This window comes from Burkholderia sp. MSh2, assembly GCF_000731655.1.
In the GTDB taxonomy this organism is placed as follows: domain Bacteria; phylum Pseudomonadota; class Gammaproteobacteria; order Burkholderiales; family Burkholderiaceae; genus Burkholderia; species Burkholderia paludis.
The window spans coordinates 1-21,386 of sequence record NZ_JPGM01000085.1; the positions used below are offsets into that span (position 1 = coordinate 1).

Consider the following 21,386-nt stretch of genomic DNA (forward strand, 5'->3'; position numbering starts at 1 on the left):
CAGTTCAAACCTGTTACTGTTTTCGGTTCCGTTAAGAACCGGTCGCTCACTCAAAGCTGACAGGAATATGAATTGCTTCATAAACCTGACTTACTTTAGTGTGAGACTCTTGATACTTTTGCTATCTGATCCGAGGATCAGCTCGCTTCCATCAAGCGCCCACACTTATCGGCTGTTAATTTTTAAAGAGCAATCTGCGAGGAACTTCGTGTTTCTCAGCAGCGCTGCGTTTTCAGCAGCAGAGAAGCGAGATTATGAACCGTGTTTCGCAGCTCGTCAACAACTTTTTTACTGCTTCGTTGCGACTGCGGGGTTCAACTTCCTGGGCCAGTTGCGCGCTCCAGACTGCAGCACACCACCAGCTTCGCTTCCCCTTCCGCGCCGTGTTTCCGTTAGCGCGAAAGAGGCGTGATTGTAGGCATCCGACCCGAACCGCGCAAGCCCCTTTGTGAAAATATTTTGAAAACCCGCCGTGCGCTGCCGCGCACGGCGGGTCGGGGCTCGGCTGACCGATCAAGCATACCGGCAACCGGAATCGACGGGCCGCCGGCAATTCCAGCCGGCACCGCCCGATCAGCGATTCTTGAACGCCGGCTTCCGCTTCTCGACAAACGCAGCCATCCCTTCCTTCTGGTCTTCGGTTGCAAACAGCGAATGGAACAGGCGGCGCTCGAAGTGGACACCTTCGGCCAGCGTCGTTTCATATGCGCGGTTCACCGACTCCTTGACCATCATGACCGCCGGCAGCGAGAACTCGGCAATCGTCGCCGCCGCGGCAATCGCCTCGTCAAGCAGCTTATCGGCCGGCAGCACACGCGACACGAGGCCCGCGCGCTCCGCCTCGGCGGCGTCCATGAAGCGGGCGGTCAGGCACATGTCCATCGCCTTCGCCTTCGACACCGCGCGTGGCAGGCGCTGCGTGCCGCCCGCGCCCGGCATGACGCCCAGCTTGATTTCCGGCTGGCCGAACTTGGCCGTGTCCGCCGCGAAGATGATGTCGCACATCATCGCGAGTTCGCAGCCGCCGCCCAGCGCAAAGCCCGAAACCGCGGCAATGATCGGCTTGCGGATCTCGCGGACCGTCTCCCAGTTGCGCGTGATGTAGTCGCCACGGTAGACATCCATATAGGAATAGGTCGCCATCATGCCGATGTCCGCGCCGGCCGCGAATGCCTTCTCGCTGCCCGTCACGACAATCGCGCCGATGCCGTCATCCGCATCGAACGCCTTCAGCGCTTCGCCCAGTTCATCCATCAGCGCATCGTTCAACGCGTTCAGCGCCTTCGGACGGTTCAACGTCACCAGCCCGACACGCCCCCGGGTCTCCACCAGGATGTTCTCGTAAGCCATCTATTTCTCCTCGATCAATGAAATGAGAAACGCCTCGCACATGCGAATAATTTGATGCTACCATTCTCCGACCAACCGGTCGGTTAATTAATCGATCCAACCCCTCTCAACGTCCACCAGGCCGCCGCCATGACCCATGCACTGTTCACGAAGCACGAAGACACGCTGAAGCACGCACTCGCCGCCATCGAGAGCCGCGGGTACTGGAGCCCGTTTGCTGAAATGCCGAGTCCCAAAGTGTACGGGGAAAGCGCAAGCGCCGACGGCGAGGCCGCGTTCAAGTCGCACCTCGACACGACGTTCGCGCTCGACCAGCCGTCGTCCGGCGAAACGGTCGGCGCGGAACGGTCGCCGTACGGCGTCGCGCTGGATATCCGGTATCCGAAGTCGACGCCCGACGCCCTGATCGCCGCCGCGGCCGCCGCGCAACGCACGTGGCGCGACGCCGGCCCGAGCGCCTGGATCGGCGTCAGTCTTGAAATCCTCGCGCGCCTGAACCGCGCAAGCTTCGAGATCGCCTACAGCGTGATGCACACCACGGGGCAGGCCTTCATGATGGCGTTCCAGGCCGGCGGCCCGCACGCGCAGGATCGCGCACTCGAGGCAGTCGCCTATGCATGGGACGAACTGCGCCGCATCCCGGCCGACGCGCACTGGGAAAAGCCGCAAGGCAAGAACCCGCCGCTCGCGATGCACAAGCGCTATACGATCGTGCCGCGCGGCACCGGGCTCGTGCTCGGCTGCTGCACGTTCCCGACCTGGAACGGCTATCCGGGCCTGTTCGCCGACCTCGCGACCGGCAACACCGTGATCGTCAAGCCGCATCCGGGCGCGATCCTGCCCCTCGCGATCACCGTCCGGATCGCTCGTGAAGTCCTGCGCGAAGCCGGTTTCGACCCGAACGTCGTCACCCTCCTCGCGACCGAACCCAACGACGGCGCCCTCGTTCAGGACCTGGCGCTGCGCCCCGAAATCAAGCTGATCGACTTCACGGGCAGCACGCAGAACGGCACGTGGCTCGAACGTCACGCCCACCAGGCACAGGTGTATACGGAGAAGGCCGGCGTCAACCAGATCGTGATCGACTCGACCGACGACCTGAAGGCTGCCGCCAAGAACATCGCGTTCTCGCTGGCGCTGTACTCCGGCCAGATGTGCACCGCTCCGCAAAACATCTATGTGCCGCGAGACGGCATCCGTACCGCGGACGGCCATGCGAGCTTCGACGAAGTCGCACAGGCGATCGCGATTGCCGTGCAAAAGCTCACGGGCGACCCGGCACGCTCGGTCGAACTGATCGGCGCAATCCAGAACGAGAGCGTGACGGCACGCATCGACGATGCGCGCCGGCTCGGCCACGTGCTCGCCGACAGCCAGACGCTCCAGCACCCCGCCTTCCCCGACGCCCGCGTGCGCACGCCGCTCGTGCTGCAACTCGACGTGGCCGATCGCGAGAAATTCACGCAGGAATGGTTCGGCCCGATCTCGTTCGTCATCGCGACCGACTCGACCGCGCAGTCGCTCGATCTCGCCGGTGAAATCGCGGCGGAACACGGCGCGCTGACGCTCTCCGTCTACAGCACCGACGACACGATCGTCGAGGCCGCCCACGACGCGGCAGTGCGTGGCGGGGTCGCACTGTCGATCAACCTGACTGGCGGTGTGTTCGTCAACCAGTCGGCCGCGTTCTCCGATTTCCACGGCACGGGCGCGAACCCGGCGGCCAACGCGGCGCTGGCCGACCCGGCGTTCGTCACCAACCGGTTCCGCGTGGTGCAAAGCCGCGTCCATGTTGCCCCGAAGGCGGCGCCCGCGGAAGCTGTCCAACCGGCATAACCCGAATGGCCGACGTGCAAACGCCGCCACGTTCCCTACCATGAACGAATCCGCCACCCGGCGGGTTCGTTGCTCATCGATACGCCCATGACAGACGCCTACATCTGCGACGCGATTCGCACCCCCATCGGCCGCTACGGCGGCGCCCTGAAAGACGTCCGCGCCGACGACCTCGGCGCGGTACCGCTCAAGGCGCTGATCGAGCGCAACCGCAACGTCGACTGGACGGCGATCGACGACGTGATCTACGGCTGCGCGAACCAGGCCGGCGAGGACAACCGCAACGTCGCGCGCATGTCGGCGCTGCTCGCGGGCCTGCCGACCGACGTGCCCGGCACGACGCTGAACCGGCTGTGCGGCTCCGGGATGGACGCGGTCGGCACGGCCGCGCGCGCGATCAAGTCCGGCGAGGCTCGCCTGATGATCGCGGGCGGCGTCGAGAGCATGACGCGCGCGCCGTTCGTGATGGGCAAGGCCGCGAGCGCGTTCGCGCGCCAGGCCGACATCCACGACACGACGATCGGCTGGCGCTTCATCAATCCGCTGATGAAACAGCTGTACGGCGTCGACTCGATGCCGGAGACGGCCGAGAACGTCGCGATCGACTACGGCATCAGTCGCGCCGACCAGGATCTGTTCGCACTGCGCAGCCAGCAGAAGGCCGCGCGCGCGCAGCAGGACGGCACGCTCGCCGACGAAATCGTCGCGGTCACGATCGCGCAGAAGAAAGGCGACGCCATCGTCGTCTCGCGTGACGAACACCCGCGCGAAACGTCGCTCGAGGCGCTGGCCAAGCTCAAGGGCGTGGTACGCCCGGACGGCTCGGTGACGGCCGGAAACGCGTCGGGCGTCAACGACGGCGCAGCCGCGCTGCTGCTCGCCAATGCACAGGCGGCCGACCAGTATGGCCTGCGCCGCCGCGCGCGCGTCGTCGGCATGGCAACGGCCGGTGTCGCGCCGCGCGTAATGGGCATCGGCCCCGCGCCGGCCACGCAAAAACTGCTGCGCCAGCTCGGCATGACCATCGACCAGTTCGACGTGATCGAGCTGAACGAGGCGTTCGCATCGCAGGGCCTCGCGGTGCTGCGCATGCTCGGCATTGCCGACGACGATCCACGCGTGAACCCGAACGGTGGCGCGATCGCGCTCGGCCATCCGCTCGGCGCATCGGGCGCCCGGCTCGTGACCACGGCGCTCCACCAACTCGAGCGGACGGGCGGCCGCTTCGCGCTGTGCACGATGTGCATCGGCGTGGGCCAGGGCATCGCACTCGCGATCGAACGCGTGTAACCGACGCACCGCACGCCTATAACGAAGTCATGAAGGAGATACCGCATGTCCTATCAGGCGATTCAGCTGGATATCGATCAGGCCTCGCACGTGGCCACGGTCACCCTCAACCGCCCCGACAAGCTGAACAGCTTCACACGGGCGATGCATCGCGAACTGCAATCCGCACTCGATGACGTCGAAGCGTCCGGCGCGCGTGCGCTGATACTGACGGGTGCGGGGCGCGGCTTCTGCGCGGGGCAGGATCTGGCCGACCTCGACTTCACACCCGGCGCGTCCACCGATCTCGGCACGCTGATCGACGAGCATTTCAATCCGCTGATCCGACGCCTGCAGCGCCTGCCGATTCCGGTGATCGCCGCCGTCAACGGCACCGCGGCCGGCGCGGGCGCGAATCTCGCGCTCGCATGCGACCTCGTGTTCGCCGCCCGCTCGAGCAGTTTCATCCAGGCCTTCGTCAAGATCGGGCTCGTCCCCGATTCGGGCGGCACGTGGTTCCTGCCGCAACGCATCGGCATGGCACGTGCGTTGGGGCTCGCGCTGACCGGCGACAAGCTCGGCGCCGAACAGGCCGAACAGTGGGGCCTGATCTGGCGTGCAGTCGACGATGACGCACTCGTCGCGTCGGTCCGCCAGCTCGCAACCCAGCTCGCGCAGCAGCCTACCCTCGCGATCGCATCGATCAAGCAATCGATGCGCGACAGCGTCACGAACACGCTCGACCAGCAGCTCGACATGGAGCGCGACCTGCAGCGCAAGCTCGGCCAGTCGCACGACTATGCGGAAGGCGTGAAGGCATTCATCGAGAAGCGTGCGCCGCGCTTCGAGGGGCGTTGACATGACGAATGCCGCCGCCACGCTCGACCCCGACTCGCTCGCCCGCGCCGCCGCACGGGCCATGTACGACGCGGACGCATGCAGCCGCGCGTTCGGCATGGAAATCGCCGAGGTCCGCGCCGGTTACGCACGCCTGCAGATGCGCGTGCGCCCGGAATTCCTGAACGGGCATCAGACCTGCCACGGCGGGATCATCTTCACGCTCGCCGATTCGACGTTCGCGTTCGCGTGCAACTCGTACAACCTGAACACGGTCGCGGCCGGCTGCTCGATCGAATACCTGCGCCCGGTGTACGGCGACGACGTGCTGACGGCCGAGGCGATCGAGCAGGCGCGCGCCGGCCGCCAAGGCATCTACGACATCCGCGTCACGAACCAGGCCGGCGAAACCGTCGCGATGTTCCGCGGCAAATCCGCCCAGATCAAGGGCACGGTCATCCCGGAAGACCGCTGACGCCGACGGCTCGCACATAACAAACACTGGAGACAGCATGACTACCCCGCTTCCGCTCGAGCCGATCGAGACCGCCTCACGCGACGAGCTGACCGCGCTGCAGCTCGAACGCCTCAAGTGGTCGCTCCGGCACGCGTATGACCACTCCCCCGTCTATCGCCGCAAATTCGACGACGCGGGCGTCCATCCGGACGATCTGAAAACGCTCGCCGACCTGTCGCGTTTCCCGTTCACGACGAAAAGCGACCTGCGCGACAGTTATCCGTTCGGGATGTTCGCGGTGCCGCAGGACCGGATCTCGCGCATTCATGCGTCATCGGGCACGACCGGCAAGCCGACGGTCGTCGGCTATACGGCCGGCGACATCGACACCTGGGCGAATCTCGTCGCGCGCTCGATCCGCGCGGCCGGCGCACGCCGCGGCGACAAGGTGCACGTCAGCTACGGCTACGGCCTGTTCACGGGCGGGCTCGGCGCGCACTACGGCGCCGAACGCGCAGGGCTGACCGTGATCCCGTTCGGCGGCGGCCAGACCGAGAAGCAGGTACAGCTGATCCAGGATTTCCGGCCCGACATCATCATGGTGACGCCGAGCTACATGCTGTCGATCGCCGACGAAATCGAGCGCCAGGGCCTCGATCCCGTGCAGAGTTCGCTGCGCATCGGCATTTTCGGCGCGGAGCCGTGGACCAACGACATGCGTGTCGCGATCGAGCAGCGGATGGGCATCGACGCGGTCGACATCTACGGACTCTCCGAAGTGATGGGCCCCGGCGTCGCATCCGAATGCGTCGAGACCAAGGACGGTCCGACCATCTGGGAAGACCATTTCTATCCGGAGATCATCGACCCTGAAACGGGTGAAGTGCTCCCGGATGGTGAGCTTGGCGAACTCGTGTTCACTTCGCTCACGAAAGAGGCACTGCCGATCGTCCGCTACCGAACCCGCGACCTCACGCGGCTGTTGCCCGGTACCGCCCGCACGATGCGCCGGATGGAAAAGATCACCGGTCGTTCGGACGACATGATGATCGTGCGCGGCGTCAACGTGTTCCCGACGCAAATCGAGGAACAGTTGCTCAAGCAGCGCGCGCTCGCACCGCACTATCAGATCGTGCTGACGAAGGAGGGCCCGCTCGACGTGCTGACGCTCAACGTCGAGCCCTGCCCCGAAACCGCGCCCGACACGGCGGCGATCCAGGCGGCGAAACAGGCGCTCGCGCACGACATCAAGTCGCTGATCGGCGTGACGGCCGTCATCAACGTGCTGCCCGTCAACGGAATCGAACGTTCGGTCGGCAAGGCACGCCGGGTCGTCGACAAGCGCAAGGGCTGACGGCCACCGCTGCGCGCGCCGCACGCGGCCCCGAAGCCGTCGCGGCAAATGAAACAGCCCGACCGGCCAACGCCGATCGGGCTGTTTCGTATTTCGCGGCGCCGTCCGTCGGCGCACCGTTCGACGCGACAGGTATATCGCGAGTAGCCACCCCACGGGCGCCGATGCGATCAGATCGATGCGCTCCGCGCGCAACGTCGCGCCCGCGAACTCCGCGTCCGATCGATTGGTGGCCACCCGCGCCGCCTCACGTCACGAATTCGGGAACAGCAGCCACATCCGGCCGACCTGCTTCATCCTGCCGGCCTGATCGCCCGCGTCGTCGCCGAGGCCCCAGAAATAGTCGGCCCGTACGCCGCCCTTGATCGCGGAACCCGTATCCTGCGCGAACACGAGCCGGTTCATCGGCGTATTCGTCAGCGGCCGCGTCGTCTGAAGAAACACGGGTGTACCGAGCGGGATCGACGCCGGATCGACCGCAATCGACCGCTCCGGCGTCAGCGGCACGCCAAGCGCCCCGATCGGGCCGTCCGCGCCGCCGTGCGGTGCATCTTCCTTGGTCGGCATGTCGCGGAAGAACACGAACCGCGGATTCGTGTCGAGCAGCGCGTCGACGCGATTCGGGTTCGCCTTCGCCCACGCCTTGATGCCCTGCATCGTCGCCTGAGCGGGCGTCAACTCGCCGCGATCCAGCAGCCACTTGCCGATCGAACGGTACGGCTGGTTGTTGGTGCCGCCGAAGCCGACCCGCATGACCGAACCGTCGTCGAGCAGCACGCGCCCCGAGCCCTGCACCTGCAGGAAGAACGCCTCGATCGGATCGTCGACCCACACGAGTTCGTTGCCGCTCAGGATGCCGGCGCGCTCGAGTTGCGAGCGTGCCGGCAGCGCCGCGCCCGCGCGATACCCGGCCGGCCAGCGGTAGAGCGCGTATTGATACGGGCCGCGGCGTACACGCGAACCGTGCAGCAGCGGCTCGTAATAGCCGGTCACGAGCCCGTCGAGCGTACCGTCGGTATTCGCGAGCTGGAACGGCGTGAAATACGTCTCGAAGAATGCGCGCGCGCTGCCGACGTCGAGCTCGTCGAGCCGCTCGGCGGCCGCACAGGCGCGCTGCCACGCCGGCTGGCGCGCGAGCCGCACGCAGTTCTGCCGCAGCGCGGCCGTCGCGCCGATCAGCGAATCGTCCTCCCAGCCCGGCACCTGCTGCCACGCAACCGGCGTGAGCCGCTTCGCGGCGACCTGCCCCGGCACGATCGCCGCGCCGGTCGGCGGCTTCAGCGACGAAGTCCGCGTCGGCGCACTGCCGCACGCGGCAAGCAGCGCCGCCGTCGCGGCCGCCGCAACCCAGCCGGCCACCCGGGGCCCAAACCACATACAATGTCCGTTCTTGATGGAAACCGCCATGTCAGATTTTCTCGACCAATATCCGATGCTCATCTTTGCGCTCGAAGCCTTCGTAGCGCTTGCCCTGCTGATCTTCATCGTCGTGTGGACGTCGTCGGGCAGAAAGAAGCACGCCCGCAACAACGACCGCCAGCCGCGCTGACGCACTACGCACGCTCAATGCAGCGTGCGCGGCATGTGCAGCGCAAACTCGTCGACCGGCGCATCGAAACGTTCGCCGTCCTCCGCCACACAGAAGTACGCGCCGCGCATCGTGCCGACCGGTGTCGCGATCACGGCCCAGCTCGTATATTCGAACTGCTCGCCCGGCTGCAGCAGCGGCTGGTGCCCGACGACGCCAAGCCCCTTCACTTCCTGCACGTGGCTCTCGCTGTCCGTGATGATCCAGTGACGCGCGATCAGTTGCGCCGCGACCTGCCCGGTGTTCCGGATCGTCAACGTGTACGCGAATGCGTATTGACGGTGATCGGGGTCGGATTGTTCCGGCAGATAGCTGGTTTTTACTGAAACGGTGAACTGATACTGACTCATGATGTTTCCGCCGTAGGTAAGCACACGCGCCGACTCGAGCGGCCGGGCCGCGGGCGCGCCGCATTGGTTCGGCATTCTATGCGCAATCGGGCCGCCGCCGCACGGCCCGCCGCCGCGCGCCGGGTCGCCGGACGGTAGAATGTCGGTTTTGCGCCGCAACGTCCCCGCTCCCCTGCCATGACCCAATTCCGCATCGCTCCCAGCATCCTGTCGGCCGATTTCGCTCGGCTCGGCGAAGAAGTCCGCAACGTGGTCGCCGCCGGCGCCGACTGGATCCACTTCGACGTGATGGACAACCATTACGTGCCGAACCTGACCATCGGCCCGCTCGTGTGCGAGGCGATCCGCCCGCACGTGCAGGTGCCGATCGACGTGCACCTGATGGTGCGCCCGGTCGACCGGATCGTGCCCGATTTCGCGAAGGCCGGTGCGAACCTGATCAGCTTCCACCCGGAAGGCTCCGACCACATCGACCGCACGCTGTCGCTGATCCGCGACCACGGCTGCAAGGCCGGGCTCGTGTTCAATCCGGCCACGCCGCTGAACTACCTCGACCACGTGATGGACCGGCTCGATTTCATCCTGCTGATGTCGGTGAACCCGGGCTTCGGCGGCCAGTCGTTCATTCCGGAAACGCTGAACAAGCTGCGCGAGGCACGCGCACGCATCGACGCGTACACCGAGCGCACGGGCCGCGAGATCCTGCTCGAGGTCGACGGCGGCGTGAAAGCCGACAACATCGCGGAAATCGCGGCGGCCGGTGCCGATACCTTCGTCGCGGGTTCGGCGATCTTCGGCAAGCCCGACTACCGCAAGGTGATCGACGAGATGCGCGCCGCACTCGCCACCGTCGAGCGGAGCTGACGCCGTGGCCGAATCGTCGCTCGCCGGGCACGCGCCGGCCGGGGCCGCAACGGACGCCCCCCCGATCCGCTTCACCTCGCCACGCATCGACGCGGCGCTGATCGACCTGGACGGCACGATGGTCGACACGGCCGACGATTTCACGGCCGGCCTGAACGGGATGCTCGCGCGGCTCGACGCGCCGGCCACATCGCGCGACGAGGTGATCGGCTACGTCGGCAAGGGTTCCGAACACCTGATCCAGAGCGTGCTGAAGCCGCGCTTCACGGCGGACGAAGCGCACGCACGCTTCGACGACGCGCTGGCGATCTACCAGACCGAATACGCGAAGATCAACGGCCGCCACACGCGTCTCTATCCGGAGGTGACCGCCGGCCTGGACGCGCTGCGCGCAGCCGGCATCCGGCTCGCGTGCGTGACGAACAAGCCGCACCGCTTCGCGATCGAACTGCTCGAACAATACGGGCTGGCCGGCAGCTTCGGCATCGTGCTCGGCGGCGACAGCGTCGCGCGCAAGAAGCCCGATCCGCTGCCGATGCTGACGGCCTGCGACGCGCTCGGCGTCGCACCGGGTTCGGCGGTTGCGATCGGCGACTCGGAAAACGATGCGCTGGCCGGCCGCGCGGCGGGGATGGCGACGCTGACGGTGCCGTACGGCTACAACCACGGCAAAGCTATACAAACGATAAATTCGGATGGTATAGTCGATTCGTTGCTGGTCGCAGCCCGCGCGATCGCCGCGCACAACGCCGGCCGGCCAACCATCTGATTATTTCTTCCATCCGCATGTTTCTGAATAAAAAACGGAGTCTGAGCAGCATCGACCGGGGAGCCTGGCCCTGGCGTCGCTGGTCGCGCTAACCTCTTCGATGAGGTACGCTGAAGCACGTCTTCAGCGCCGTTTTTTATCTCGCTGCGCATCCGCGCGCTGATCGTCGCACCACCTCGGGTTCCACCGTGTCCGAACGCTTGCGTTCAGGAGCGGCCGCAGACTCGCGACGTTCACGCCCGGAGTGCCGGCCGGCAACAGGCACTTCTCGATCGACCGCCCTTTCGCCGACGGCACCCCGCGCAGCGTCAAGTGATCCCTGGCGCCCGCGCCGCTCGTCCCGAACAGGACCGGAACATGACCGAACTCGAATTCCAATCGCTCGCGAACGAAGGTTACAACCGCATCCCGCTGATTGCGGAAGCCCTCGCCGATCTCGAAACGCCGCTGTCGCTGTACCTGAAGCTGGCCCAGCCCGAACGCGCGGGCGCCAACTCGTTCCTGCTCGAATCGGTGGTCGGCGGCGAACGCTTCGGCCGCTACTCGTTCATCGGCCTGCCGGCGCGCACGCTGGTACGCACCCGCAACGGCGTCTCGGAAGTCGTGCGGGACGGCCAGGTCGTCGAAACGCATGACGGCGACCCGTTCCAGTTCATCGAATCGTTCCAGGCGCGCTTCAAGGTGGCGCAGCGCCCGGGCCTGCCGCGCTTCTGCGGCGGTCTCGCCGGCTATTTCGGCTACGACGCGGTGCGCTACGTCGAGAAGAAGCTTGCCCACACCGCGCCGCGCGACGATCTCGGCCTGCCCGACATCCAGCTGCTGCTGACCGAGGAAGTCGCGGTCATCGACAACCTCGCCGGCAAGCTGTACCTGATCATCTACTCGGACCCGGGCCAGCCCGAGGCCTACGCGAAGGCGAAACAGCGCCTGCGCGAACTGAAGCAGCGCCTGCGCACGACCGTGCAGCCGCCCGTCACGTCGGCGAGCGTGCGCACCGAGACGTTCCGCGAATTCAAGAAGGACGACTATCTGGCCGCCGTGCGCCAGGCGAAGGAATACATCGCGGCCGGCGAGCTGATGCAGATCCAGGTCGGCCAGCGGCTGACGAAGCCGTACCGCGACAACCCGCTGTCGCTGTATCGCGCCCTGCGTTCGCTGAATCCGTCGCCGTACATGTATTACTACAACTTCGGCGATTTCCACGTGGTCGGCGCGTCGCCGGAAATCCTCGTACGCCAGGAGAAGCGCGGCGAGGACCAGATCGTCACGATTCGCCCGCTCGCCGGCACGCGTCCGCGCGGCAATACGCCCGAGCGCGACGCGGAGCTTGCGACCGAACTGCTCAACGACCCGAAGGAAATCGCCGAGCACGTGATGCTGATCGACCTCGCGCGCAACGACGTGGGCCGCATCGCGGAAATCGGCTCGGTCCAGGTGACCGACAAGATGGTCATCGAGAAGTACTCGCACGTGCAGCACATCGTCAGCTCGGTCGAAGGCAAGCTGAAGCCCGGCATGACGAACTACGACGTGCTGCGCGCGACGTTCCCGGCCGGCACGCTGTCCGGCGCGCCGAAAGTGCGCGCGATGGAGCTGATCGACGAACTCGAGCCGGTCAAGCGCGGGCTGTACGGCGGCGCGGTCGGCTACCTGTCGTTCTCGGGCGAGATGGATCTCGCGATCGCGATCCGTACGGGCCTGATCCACAACGGCAACCTGTATGTGCAAGCGGCGGCCGGCGTCGTCGCGGATTCGGTACCCGAATCCGAATGGCAAGAGACCGAAAACAAGGCGCGCGCGGTACTGCGGGCGGCCGAACAGGTCCAGGACGGCCTCGATAGCGACTTCTGACCGGAGACTGACCATGCTGCTCATGATCGACAACTACGATTCGTTTACCTACAACCTGGTCCAGTACTTCGGCGAACTCGGCGAGGATGTACGCACCTACCGCAACGACGAGATCACGCTCGACGAGATCGCGCGCCTGAATCCCGACTCGATCTGCCTGTCGCCCGGCCCGAGCAACCCGCAGCACGCGGGCATCACGCTCGACGTGCTGCGCGAATTCGCCGGCAAGAAGCCGATCCTCGGCGTGTGCCTCGGCCACCAGGCGATCGGCGAGGCATTCGGCGGGCGCGTCGTGCGTGCGAAAACCATCATGCACGGCAAGGTGAGCAGGATCGAAACCGACTGCCGCGGCGTGTTCGCCGATCTGCCGAAGCATTTCGACGTCACGCGCTACCACTCGCTCGCGATCGAAAGCGAATCGCTGCCCGACTGCCTCGAGGTGTCCGCACGGACCGACGACGGCGAGATCATGGGCGTGCGTCACAAGACGCTGCCGATCGAAGGCGTGCAGTTCCACCCGGAATCGATCCTGTCCGAGCATGGTCACGCGCTGCTCGAGAATTTCCTGAAACAGGCCCGCGCCGCGGCGGCGCAAGCCGCCTGACGGGAGCATCACGATGACGATTACCCCGCAGGAAGCGCTGCAGCGCACGATCGAACACCGCGAGATCTTCCACGACGAGATGCTGCACCTGATGCGGCTCATCATGCGCGGCGACATGTCGCCCGTGATGGCGGCCGCGATCATCACCGGGCTGCGCGTGAAGAAGGAGACGATCGGCGAAATCGCCGCCGCCGCAACCGTGATGCGCGAATTCGCGAACCACGTCGAAGTCCAGGACAACTCGAACTTCGTCGACATCGTCGGCACCGGCGGCGACGGCTCGCACACGTTCAACATCTCGACCGCGTCGATGTTCGTCACGGCCGCGGCCGGCGCGAAGGTCGCGAAGCACGGCAACCGCGGCGTGTCGAGCAAGTCCGGCAGCGCCGACGTGCTCGAGGCGCTCGGCGTGAACATCGACCTGCAGCCCGACCAGGTGGCCGCGTCGATCGCCGAAACGGGCATGGGCTTCATGTTCGCGCCGAACCATCATCCGGCAATGAAGAACATCGCGGCCGTGCGCCGCGAGCTCGGCGTGCGCACGATCTTCAACATTCTCGGCCCGCTGACCAATCCGGCCGGCGCGCCGAACCAGCTGATGGGCGTGTTCCACCCCGACCTCGTCGGCATCCAGGTGCGTGTGATGCAGCGTCTCGGCGCGCAGCACGTGCTCGTCGTGTACGGCAAGGACGGGATGGACGAGGTGTCGCTGGGCGCCGCGACGCTGGTCGGCGAACTGCGCGACGGCAAGGTGCACGAATACGAAATCCATCCGGAAGACTTCGGCCTGCAGATGGTGTCGAACCGCACGCTGAAGGTGGAAAATGCCGACGAATCGCGCACGATGCTGCTCGGCGCGCTGGACAACCAGCCGAGCGTCGCACGCGAGATCGTCACGCTGAACTCGGGCACCGCCCTTTACGCGGCGAACGTCGCCGAGTCGATCGCGGACGGCATCCAGCTCGCCCGCGAAGCGATCGCGAGCGGCCAGGCGCGTGCGAAGGTCGACGAACTCGTGCGCTTCACGCAGCAGTTCAAACGCTGACTCCCTTTTCGATTTTCGAATCAAGCAGGAACCCACATGAGCGACATTCTCGACCGAATCATCGCCGTCAAGCGCGAAGAAGTCGCGGCGGCCATGCGCAGCACGCCGCTCGAGGCACTGAAACTGGAAGCGTCCGCACGCGACCTGCGCGACTTCGTCGGCGCGCTGCGTGCGAAACATGCGGCCGGCAACGCCGCGGTGATCGCCGAAATCAAGAAGGCCAGCCCGTCGAAGGGCGTGCTGCGCGAGCATTTCGTGCCGGCCGACATCGCACGCTCGTATGCGGCGCACGGCGCCGCGTGCCTGTCGGTACTGACCGACGAGCAGTTCTTCCAGGGCAGCGTCCGCTACCTCGAGGAAGCGCGCGCGGCCTGCACGCTGCCCGTGCTGCGCAAGGACTTCATCGTCGACGCGTACCAGATCCTCGAGGCGCGCGCGATGGGCGCCGACGCGATCCTGCTGATCGCCGCCGCGCTCGACACGCCGCTGATGCAGGATCTCGAAGCCTATGCGCACTCGCTCGGCCTCGCGGTGCTGGTCGAAGTGCACGACCGCAACGAGATGGAACAGGCGCTGACGCTCAAGACGCCGCTGCTCGGCATCAACAATCGCAACCTGCGCACGTTCGAGACGTCGATCCAGGCCACGCTCGACATGCTCGACATGATTCCGCCGGACCGGATCGTCGTCACCGAATCGGGGATCCTGTCGCGCACCGACGTCGACACGATGCGCGCGGCGAACGTGAACACGTTCCTCGTCGGCGAGGCGTTCATGCGCGCCGACCAGCCGGGCGAAGAACTCGCGCGGATGTTCTTCTGATGGCGATCGAAAAGGAAATCAAGCTCGCGCTGCCGGCCGGCCAGGCCGAGGCCGCGCGCCGCTTCTTCGAGACGCTGACCGGCGAACCCGGCCACGACGTGACGCTCGCGAACGTCTATTACGACACGCCCGATCTCGCGCTGGCCCGCTCGAAGAGCGCGGTGCGCGTGCGCCGCACGCCGCACGGCTGGCTGCAGACGTTCAAGACGGTCGGCAGCGCGGAAGGCGGCCTGCATCGCCGCCACGAATGGGAACTGCCGGTCGCCGGCGACGCGCTCGAGATCGATGCGCTCGTCGCGGCCTGCGACGTGCCGGAAGCCGCTGCCGCGCTGCATGACGCGGCCGGCGCCCTGCACGCGCTGTTTCGTACGGATTTTTCGCGTACGCTGTGGCGCATCGCAATCGGCGGCGCGATCGTCGAAGCCGCGGTGGACGTCGGCGAGATCGTCGTCCGGACGGAACATGAAACGCGCCGTGAACCGATCAGCGAAGTCGAACTCGAACTGATCGACGGCCCGGAAACGGCGCTCGCGACGCTCGCCGGCGAACTGCAGCAGGCGCTGCCGGGCCTCGTTCCCGAAAATATCAGCAAGGCGCAGCGCGGCTACCGGCTGCGCGCGCAATAAACACGCATCACGCACGCATGGCAACCCGCAAGACTTCCCGCGCGCCGCAACAGGCGTCGCTGTTCGATGACCCCGTGCCGGAAACGACACAGGTCGATATCCCGCCGACGGCCGCCGAGCCGCCTCCCGCCGGGCGCAAACCCGTCAAGAAAACGGCTGCGCCGGCCGCCGCGGCACCGCGGCCCGTCGTCGCCGACGTTCCGCACCTCGCCGCGCAATTCGATGCGCTGCCGGCCGTCTGGCGCACGGTGCTGAAACCCTTCACCGACAGCGACGCCTACGCGCCGCTGTGCCGCTTCGTCGACGACGAGCGCGCGGCCGGCAAGACGGTCTACCCGACCGACGTGTTCCGCGCGCTGCGCCTGACGAACCCGGACGACGTGAAGGTCGTGATCCTCGGCCAGGATCCGTATCACGGCGACGATCGCGGCACGCCGCAGGCACACGGGCTCGCGTTCTCGGTACCGCCAGCCGTGCGCACGCCGCCGTCGCTGCGCAACATCTTCAAGGAAATCGCCGCGAACTTCGGTCACGACACGCCGCGCCACGGCTGCCTCGACACGTGGGCGCGCCAGGGCGTGCTGCTGCTCAACACCGTGCTGACGGTCGAGCGCGGCGCGGCGGCGAGCCATGCGAAGCGTGGCTGGGAGCAGTGCACGGATACGCTGATCCGCGAACTCGCCGGCCGCCATCGCGGGCTCGTCTTCATGCTGTGGGGCACGCACGCGCAGGCCAAACGCGCCCTGTTCGACGCAAGCGCGCATTGCGTGCTCGAGGCGCCGCATCCGTCGCCGCTGTCCGCACACCGCGGCTTTCTCGGTTGCCGCCATTTCGCGCTCGCGAACGATTATCTGGTCGAGGCAGACCGGGAACCGATCGACTGGCGCCTGCCGGAAGTGGCAGAAACGCTCGCCTGACGGCCGCGCCGCCGATTCTTTCGCCAGCCGGCATGCAAAAACGCCGCGCCCCTTTCGGGACGCGGCGTTTTTTTACCGGACGATGCCGCGGGTGCGGCGCACCCGCATCGACCTTACGCTGCAGCGATCGCTTCGCGTGCGCTGGCGAGCGCGGCGCTCTGTGCATCCGGCCCGAGGTTCAGGCCTTCGGCGTGGATGAAGTTCACATCGGTCAAGCCGATGAAACCGAGGAACGAGCGCAGGTACGGCGTCTGGCTGTCGTTCGGCGTACCCAGGTACTTGCCGCCACGGGCCGTCACCACGTGAACCTTCTTGCCCTTGATCAGGCCTTCAGGGCCGTTTTCGGTATAGCGGAACGTGACGCCTGCACGGGCGATCCAGTCGAAGTACGTCTTCAGTTGCGACGAGATGCCGAAGTTGTACATCGGTGCGCCGATCACGACGATGTCGGCGGCTTGCAGTTCGGCGATCAGTGCGTCGCTCTTCGCGACGATGGCATTCTGCTCGGCGGTGCGCTTGTCGGCCGGCGTGAAGAACGCGCCGAGCACCGATTCGTCGAGGTGCGGCAGTGCATCGGCCAGCAGGTCGCGAACCACGACCTTCGCGCCGGGGTTCGATTGTTGCAGCTTTGCCGTCAGTTCGTTGGACAGCAGCGTGGATTGCGCACCTTGCGAACGTGCCGCGGAATTGATTTGCAGAATGGTCGTCATGTCAGGCTCCAGTAGGGTTGCGCTTCGGTAGCGCGAGTGACGCCATTGTGCGTGGCCGCATCGGCACGAAAAAGCGGGCTCAGGGCGACGGATTGTTGCAACAGCAGAACGATCCCCAATCGCGCCCCGATACCCGCCAGCCTGCGTTCACCCCTTCAGCCAGGCTTCCCGTGCATTGGATACCGCAGCCGGCTTCGCGGCCGCCGTCAGCCGGTAGCGCGCGACCTCGGGGCCGTCGAGCTTCAGTTTTGCGGTGCGCAACTCGTCGCGGCGGAACGCGTGAACCTCGACCTTGTCGCCCGGCCGGTAGCGCGCGAGCAGCGCATCGAGGTTGGTGCCCGTGACGCGCAGCCCGTCGACCGCGATCAGCGTGTCGCCGGCCGACAGCCCCGCGCGATGCGCGGCACCGCCTTCGTAGACGGCCGCGAACGTGCAGTCCGCGCCGCCGCGCAGGCGCGCGCCGATCGTCGGTTTCGCCGCCGCGCCGTTCGCGACTTCGGGCGTGAGCGTCACGCCGAACGGTGCGAGCAGGTCGCCGAGCGGCAGGTCGCGCGTGCCGTGCACGGCATCGGCGAACAGGCGGCCGAGCGCGACGCCGGTCGCCTCCTCGATCAGCGCCTCGACTTCGTTTTCCTCGACGCCCGCCTGCTTGCCGAGGTAGAAGTCGCGACCGTAGCGTTGCCACAGCAGGCGCATCACGTCGTCGAGCGACTTCCGGTTGCGCGTCTGCGCGCGGATCGCGAGATCGAACGCGAGCGCGACGAGCGAACCCTTCGTGTAGTAGCTGACGATCGCGTTGGTTGCGTTCTCGTCCTGGCGGTAGTACTTGATCCACGCGTCGAACGAGCTTTCCGCGACGCTTTGCCTGAGCCGGCCCGTGCCGCGCAGGACGCCGCCGATCGTGCGGCCGAGCGCCGCGAAATATTCGTCCTGCGACATCAGCCCGCTGCGCACCAGCATCAGGTCGTCGTAATACGACGTGAAACCTTCGAACAGCCACAGCAGCGACGTATAGTTCTCGCGCGACAGGTCGTACGGCACGAAGGCCGCCGGCTTGATGCGCTTCACGTTCCACGTATGGAAGTACTCGTGGCTGCAGAGGCCGAGATAGGTGCGATAGCCTTCCGTCGTCTCGGGCCGCCCCTTCGCCGGCAGGTCGGTACGATTGCAGATCAGCGCGGTCGACGCGCGATGCTCGAGGCCGCCGTAGCCGTCGCTCACCGCAAGCGTCATGAACACGTAGCGGTCCATCGGCGCCTGCTTCGATTTCGGCTCGAACAGCGCGATCTGCGCTTCGCACACGCGCTTCAGGTCGGTGCGCAGGCGCTCCATGTCGAGCTGCGTCACGCGTCCCGCGATCACGATGTCGTGCGGCACGCCATGCGCGTCGAACGTCGCGAGCGCGAATTCGCCGATCGTCACCGGATGGTCGGACAGCTCGTCGTAGTTCGACGCGCGATACGCGCCGAACCCGTAGCGCTTCGTGCCGCGCGCCTCGGGCAGCGCGGTGGCGACGCGCCACGCGCGGAACGCCGCGCCGGCCGGTTTGGCGATATCGACCTCGCACGGCGCATCCTCGCGGCCGGCGACGCTCAGGAACACGGCCGTCGCGTTGAAGAAACCGCCCGATTCGTCGAGATAGGCGGAACGCACCGACAGATCCCACGCGTAGACGTCGTAGCGCAGCGTCAGCGCGCCGTTCACGGGCGCGGCCTGCCACGTGTGCTTGTCGGTCTTCGCGATCCGCACCTTGCGGCCCGCGTCGTTGTATGCGCCGAGCGTCACGATGTTGCGCGCGAACTCGCGTACGAGGTAGCTGCCCGGGATCCATGCCGGCAGCGAAAAGCGCTGGCCTTCGGGATCGGGATCGGCAACCGTCACCGACACTTCGAACAGGTGGGCGGCAAGATCTTTCGGGACAATCGAATAGCGGATCGGCTGGGTCATCGTGGCAATCGGTCGAATACGGCGGCGGAAACGAAGAGAGGCGCCGGCAGATCGTGCGGGCGCCCCTCGCTGGCCGGGCCGTGCGGCCCGGCGGATCGGTCGGTTACTTGCTCGAGGCGAGCGCCTGGTTGAGCTGGTCCGCCGACACGGCGCCCGGCAGGCGGCGGCCGTCCGGCAGGAAGATCGTCGGCGTGCCCGTGACGTTCATCCCGCGGCCGAGCGCGAGGTTCTTGTCGAGCGCGGTGGTATCGCACGAGCCCGCGCCGGACGGTGCGCGGTGGTCGAGCATCCAGCTCTGCCACGTCTTCGCGCGGTCGGTCGCGCACCAGATCGCCTTCGACTTCGCGGTCGAATCCGGCGACAGCACCGGGTACAGGAACGTGTAGACGGTCACGTTGTCGACCGACTGCAGCGTCGTCTCGAGCCGCTTGCAGTACGGGCAGTTCGGATCGGAGAACACCGCGATCTTGCGGGCCCCGTTGCCCTTCACGACCTTGATCGCATTCGCGAACGGCAGGCTCGCGAAGTCGATCTTGTTGATTTCGGACAGGCGCGCGTCGGTCAGGTTCTTGTGCGTCTTGGTTTCGACGAGATCGCCGAGCAGCACGTAGTCGCCCGCTGCGTCGCTATAGATGATCTGCGTGCCGAGGTTCACCTCGTAAAGGCCCGCGACCGGCGATTTCGACACGCTCTTGATCGGCGCGTCATTGCCGAGACGGGCCTGGAGCGTGGCTTTCAGCTTGTCGGTGGTCTGGTCTGCCTGCGCGGTACAGCCGAGCGTCGCCATCGTGACGGCCAGCGCCAGCGACGCGATGCGGATCGTTTTTTTCATCGAAATCTTCCTTCAGCTCAATCGGTGTGCACGGCACAGTGTACGCCGTAACGGAACCGTGTCCGACCGGTGAAGCCGCCGAAGGTTCGATCAGCCGAGCGCGGCCGACACGAGCCAGCGCTTCACGAGCGGCTGCGCGCCGACGAACGCCATGCCCGCATTGCGCACTGCCTTCGCAAGCGGGCCCGGCACCGCGAACAGCCGCTGCAGCCCGTCGGTCGCGACCATCAGCGCGCGGATGTCCTCGCGGCGCGAACGCTCGTAGCGGCGCAGCAGCACCGTATCGCCGAGGTTGCGGAAGCTCTCCTTGCCCGCGATCGCGTCGGCGAGCGCCGCGACGTCGCGCAACCCGAGGTTCATCCCCTGCCCCGCGAGCGGGTGGATCAGGTGCGCGGCGTCGCCGACGAGCGCAACGCGCGGCGCGATCAGCTTGTCGACCGTCTGCAGCGCCAGCGGGAAGCCGGCGGCCGGCGTCACGCATTCGAGCGAGCCGACCTGGCCATGCGATACGCGCTCGACCTCGGCCGCGAGCTGCGCCGGATCGAGTGCGAGCAATTCATCCGCATGCGCGGTGTGCGCGGACCAGACGAGCGACACGTGGCCGTCCGGCAGCGGCAGCAGCGCGACGATCTCGCCTTCGTGGAACCACTGCCAGGCCGTCTCGCGGTGCGGCAGCGAGGCCTTGAAGTTCGCGACGACGCCCGTCTGCCGGTAATCGCGCCGTTCGACCCTGGCCCCGATTTGGGAACGCACCCACGAATGCGCGCCGTCGGCACCGACGACGAGGTCGGCCTCGAGCACCTGCCCGGACGACAGCGTCAGCACGGCCGCATCGTCGCGCACGTCGAAACCCTGCGCACGCGCATCGAACCACGTGAGGTTCGGCTGGAACCGCAGCGCAATGTCGAGCGACGCCTCGACCAGCGACGATTCGACGATCCACGCAAGTTGCGGCACCGAAGCCTGGTAGGCGGAGAAATGCAGTTCGGCGTGCGCATCGCCGTACACGCGCATGTCGTAGACCGGCGCGAGCCGGCCGTGGTCGAGCGCCTGCCAGACCCGCAGCCGTTCGAGCAACGCCTGCGAGCTGGAGGACAGCGCGTAGACGCGCGTATCGAACGCGAGATCCGCGGGGCGCGGCGTGGCCGGCTGGGCGAGCAAGGCTGTCTTGTAGCCGGACTGGGTCAGCGCGAGCGCGGCGGTCTTGCCGACGAGCCCGCCGCCGACCACGGCGACGTCGAAGGTGTGGTGGGCAGTCATGGCGGGCATTATAGCCGCGGGGCCAAACCCTTACGCGGCCGGACTTTGCGGGAAATCAGCAGATTCGCATCCGGCCGGCGCGGCGCGACGGCCCGCCG

The 21,386-nt window shown here is 66.6% G+C and carries 22 protein-coding genes; 15 read left to right on the forward strand and 7 right to left on the reverse strand.

Annotated elements, in window-relative coordinates; translation table 11 throughout:
* On the forward strand, positions 1-412 hold a 412-nt coding region (locus tag GQ57_RS43980), incomplete at its 5' end, for a hypothetical protein (protein WP_235215174.1).
* 161 nt (positions 413-573) lie between these two features.
* Here the strand turns inward: GQ57_RS43980 and GQ57_RS34425 are convergent.
* Positions 574-1,350 carry an enoyl-CoA hydratase gene (locus GQ57_RS34425; RefSeq protein ID WP_034200202.1) on the reverse strand — a complete coding sequence of 259 codons (777 nt, stop codon included), beginning with the start codon at positions 1,348-1,350 and terminating at the stop codon, positions 574-576.
* Positions 1,351-1,479: 129 nt separating this feature from the next.
* Between GQ57_RS34425 and paaN the strand changes: the two genes are divergently transcribed.
* The 5 genes from paaN to paaK all read left to right on the forward strand — a co-directional run bounded on the left by paaN (position 1,480) and on the right by paaK (position 7,103).
* Positions 1,480-3,186, forward strand: a complete 1,707-nt coding sequence (paaN, locus tag GQ57_RS34430; RefSeq protein ID WP_034200203.1) for a phenylacetic acid degradation protein PaaN — start codon at positions 1,480-1,482, stop codon at positions 3,184-3,186.
* Between the two features lie 87 nt (positions 3,187-3,273).
* The gene (gene pcaF, locus GQ57_RS34435; protein WP_034200204.1) at positions 3,274-4,476 is read left to right on the forward strand and encodes a 3-oxoadipyl-CoA thiolase; all 1,203 of its coding nucleotides are present in this window, start codon (positions 3,274-3,276) and stop codon (positions 4,474-4,476) included.
* Positions 4,477-4,521: 45 nt separating this feature from the next.
* Entirely contained in the window at positions 4,522-5,313 is a 792-nt protein-coding gene (gene paaG, locus GQ57_RS34440) for a 2-(1,2-epoxy-1,2-dihydrophenyl)acetyl-CoA isomerase PaaG (protein WP_034200205.1), read from the forward strand.
* A gap of 1 nt (position 5,314) precedes the next feature.
* Positions 5,315-5,767, forward strand: a complete 453-nt coding sequence (gene paaI / locus GQ57_RS34445) for a hydroxyphenylacetyl-CoA thioesterase PaaI (RefSeq protein WP_034200206.1) — start codon at positions 5,315-5,317, stop codon at positions 5,765-5,767.
* A gap of 37 nt (positions 5,768-5,804) precedes the next feature.
* Entirely contained in the window at positions 5,805-7,103 is a 1,299-nt protein-coding gene (gene paaK / locus GQ57_RS34450; protein WP_031400910.1) for a phenylacetate--CoA ligase PaaK, read from the forward strand.
* 252 nt (positions 7,104-7,355) lie between these two features.
* Here paaK and mltA read toward each other — a convergent pair whose 3' ends face one another.
* Positions 7,356-8,480 (reverse strand): murein transglycosylase A, encoded by a 1,125-nt coding sequence (gene mltA / locus GQ57_RS34455; RefSeq protein ID WP_235215175.1) that lies wholly within the window; start codon positions 8,478-8,480, stop codon positions 7,356-7,358.
* A 28-nt stretch (positions 8,481-8,508) separates the two neighbouring features.
* On the opposite strand from mltA, the gene GQ57_RS43985 reads away from it, so the two are divergent.
* Positions 8,509-8,652 (forward strand): hypothetical protein, encoded by a 144-nt coding sequence (locus tag GQ57_RS43985; protein WP_014898203.1) that lies wholly within the window; start codon positions 8,509-8,511, stop codon positions 8,650-8,652.
* Positions 8,653-8,666: 14 nt separating this feature from the next.
* Here GQ57_RS43985 and apaG read toward each other — a convergent pair whose 3' ends face one another.
* Positions 8,667-9,041, reverse strand: coding sequence for a Co2+/Mg2+ efflux protein ApaG (gene apaG, locus GQ57_RS34460; protein ID WP_031400913.1), 375 nt, complete (start codon positions 9,039-9,041; stop codon positions 8,667-8,669).
* A 177-nt stretch (positions 9,042-9,218) separates the two neighbouring features.
* On the opposite strand from apaG, the gene rpe reads away from it, so the two are divergent.
* From rpe to GQ57_RS34500, 8 genes are all read left to right on the forward strand, one after another.
* Positions 9,219-9,905: a ribulose-phosphate 3-epimerase gene (rpe, locus tag GQ57_RS34465; protein WP_031400914.1), complete on the forward strand. Its 687-nt coding sequence runs from the start codon at positions 9,219-9,221 to the stop codon at positions 9,903-9,905.
* Between the two features lie 4 nt (positions 9,906-9,909).
* Positions 9,910-10,674, forward strand: a complete 765-nt coding sequence (locus tag GQ57_RS34470) for a phosphoglycolate phosphatase (protein ID WP_034200207.1) — start codon at positions 9,910-9,912, stop codon at positions 10,672-10,674.
* 357 nt (positions 10,675-11,031) lie between these two features.
* Positions 11,032-12,525 carry an anthranilate synthase component I gene (gene trpE, locus GQ57_RS34475; protein ID WP_034200208.1) on the forward strand — a complete coding sequence of 498 codons (1,494 nt, stop codon included), beginning with the start codon at positions 11,032-11,034 and terminating at the stop codon, positions 12,523-12,525.
* A gap of 13 nt (positions 12,526-12,538) precedes the next feature.
* Positions 12,539-13,129, forward strand: a complete 591-nt coding sequence (locus tag GQ57_RS34480; protein WP_031400917.1) for an aminodeoxychorismate/anthranilate synthase component II — start codon at positions 12,539-12,541, stop codon at positions 13,127-13,129.
* 13 nt (positions 13,130-13,142) lie between these two features.
* On the forward strand, positions 13,143-14,174 hold the full coding sequence (trpD, locus tag GQ57_RS34485; protein WP_031400918.1) for an anthranilate phosphoribosyltransferase: 1,032 nt from the start codon (positions 13,143-13,145) through the stop codon (positions 14,172-14,174).
* A gap of 36 nt (positions 14,175-14,210) precedes the next feature.
* On the forward strand, positions 14,211-14,996 hold the full coding sequence (trpC, locus tag GQ57_RS34490) for an indole-3-glycerol phosphate synthase TrpC (protein WP_031400919.1): 786 nt from the start codon (positions 14,211-14,213) through the stop codon (positions 14,994-14,996).
* Complete coding sequence (locus GQ57_RS34495) at positions 14,996-15,622, forward strand: CYTH domain-containing protein (RefSeq protein WP_031400920.1); 627 nt, start codon at positions 14,996-14,998, stop codon at positions 15,620-15,622. Before trpC ends, GQ57_RS34495 begins: the two co-directional genes overlap by 1 nt.
* Before the next feature lie 17 nt (positions 15,623-15,639).
* Positions 15,640-16,539 (forward strand): uracil-DNA glycosylase, encoded by a 900-nt coding sequence (locus tag GQ57_RS34500; RefSeq protein ID WP_034200209.1) that lies wholly within the window; start codon positions 15,640-15,642, stop codon positions 16,537-16,539.
* Between the two features lie 113 nt (positions 16,540-16,652).
* On the opposite strand, the gene GQ57_RS34505 is transcribed toward GQ57_RS34500, so the two are convergent.
* From GQ57_RS34505 to GQ57_RS34520, 4 genes are all read right to left on the reverse strand, one after another.
* Positions 16,653-17,249, reverse strand: a complete 597-nt coding sequence (locus GQ57_RS34505; protein WP_031400922.1) for an FMN-dependent NADH-azoreductase — start codon at positions 17,247-17,249, stop codon at positions 16,653-16,655.
* Between the two features lie 147 nt (positions 17,250-17,396).
* A complete protein-coding gene (locus GQ57_RS34510; protein WP_034200210.1) occupies positions 17,397-19,196 on the reverse strand; it encodes a M61 family metallopeptidase in 1,800 nt (599 codons plus the stop codon).
* A 103-nt stretch (positions 19,197-19,299) separates the two neighbouring features.
* Positions 19,300-20,028, reverse strand: a complete 729-nt coding sequence (locus GQ57_RS34515; RefSeq protein WP_031400924.1) for a DsbC family protein — start codon at positions 20,026-20,028, stop codon at positions 19,300-19,302.
* Positions 20,029-20,118: 90 nt separating this feature from the next.
* Complete coding sequence (locus tag GQ57_RS34520; RefSeq protein ID WP_031400925.1) at positions 20,119-21,297, reverse strand: UbiH/UbiF family hydroxylase; 1,179 nt, start codon at positions 21,295-21,297, stop codon at positions 20,119-20,121.
* Between the last annotated feature and the right edge of the window lie 89 nt (positions 21,298-21,386).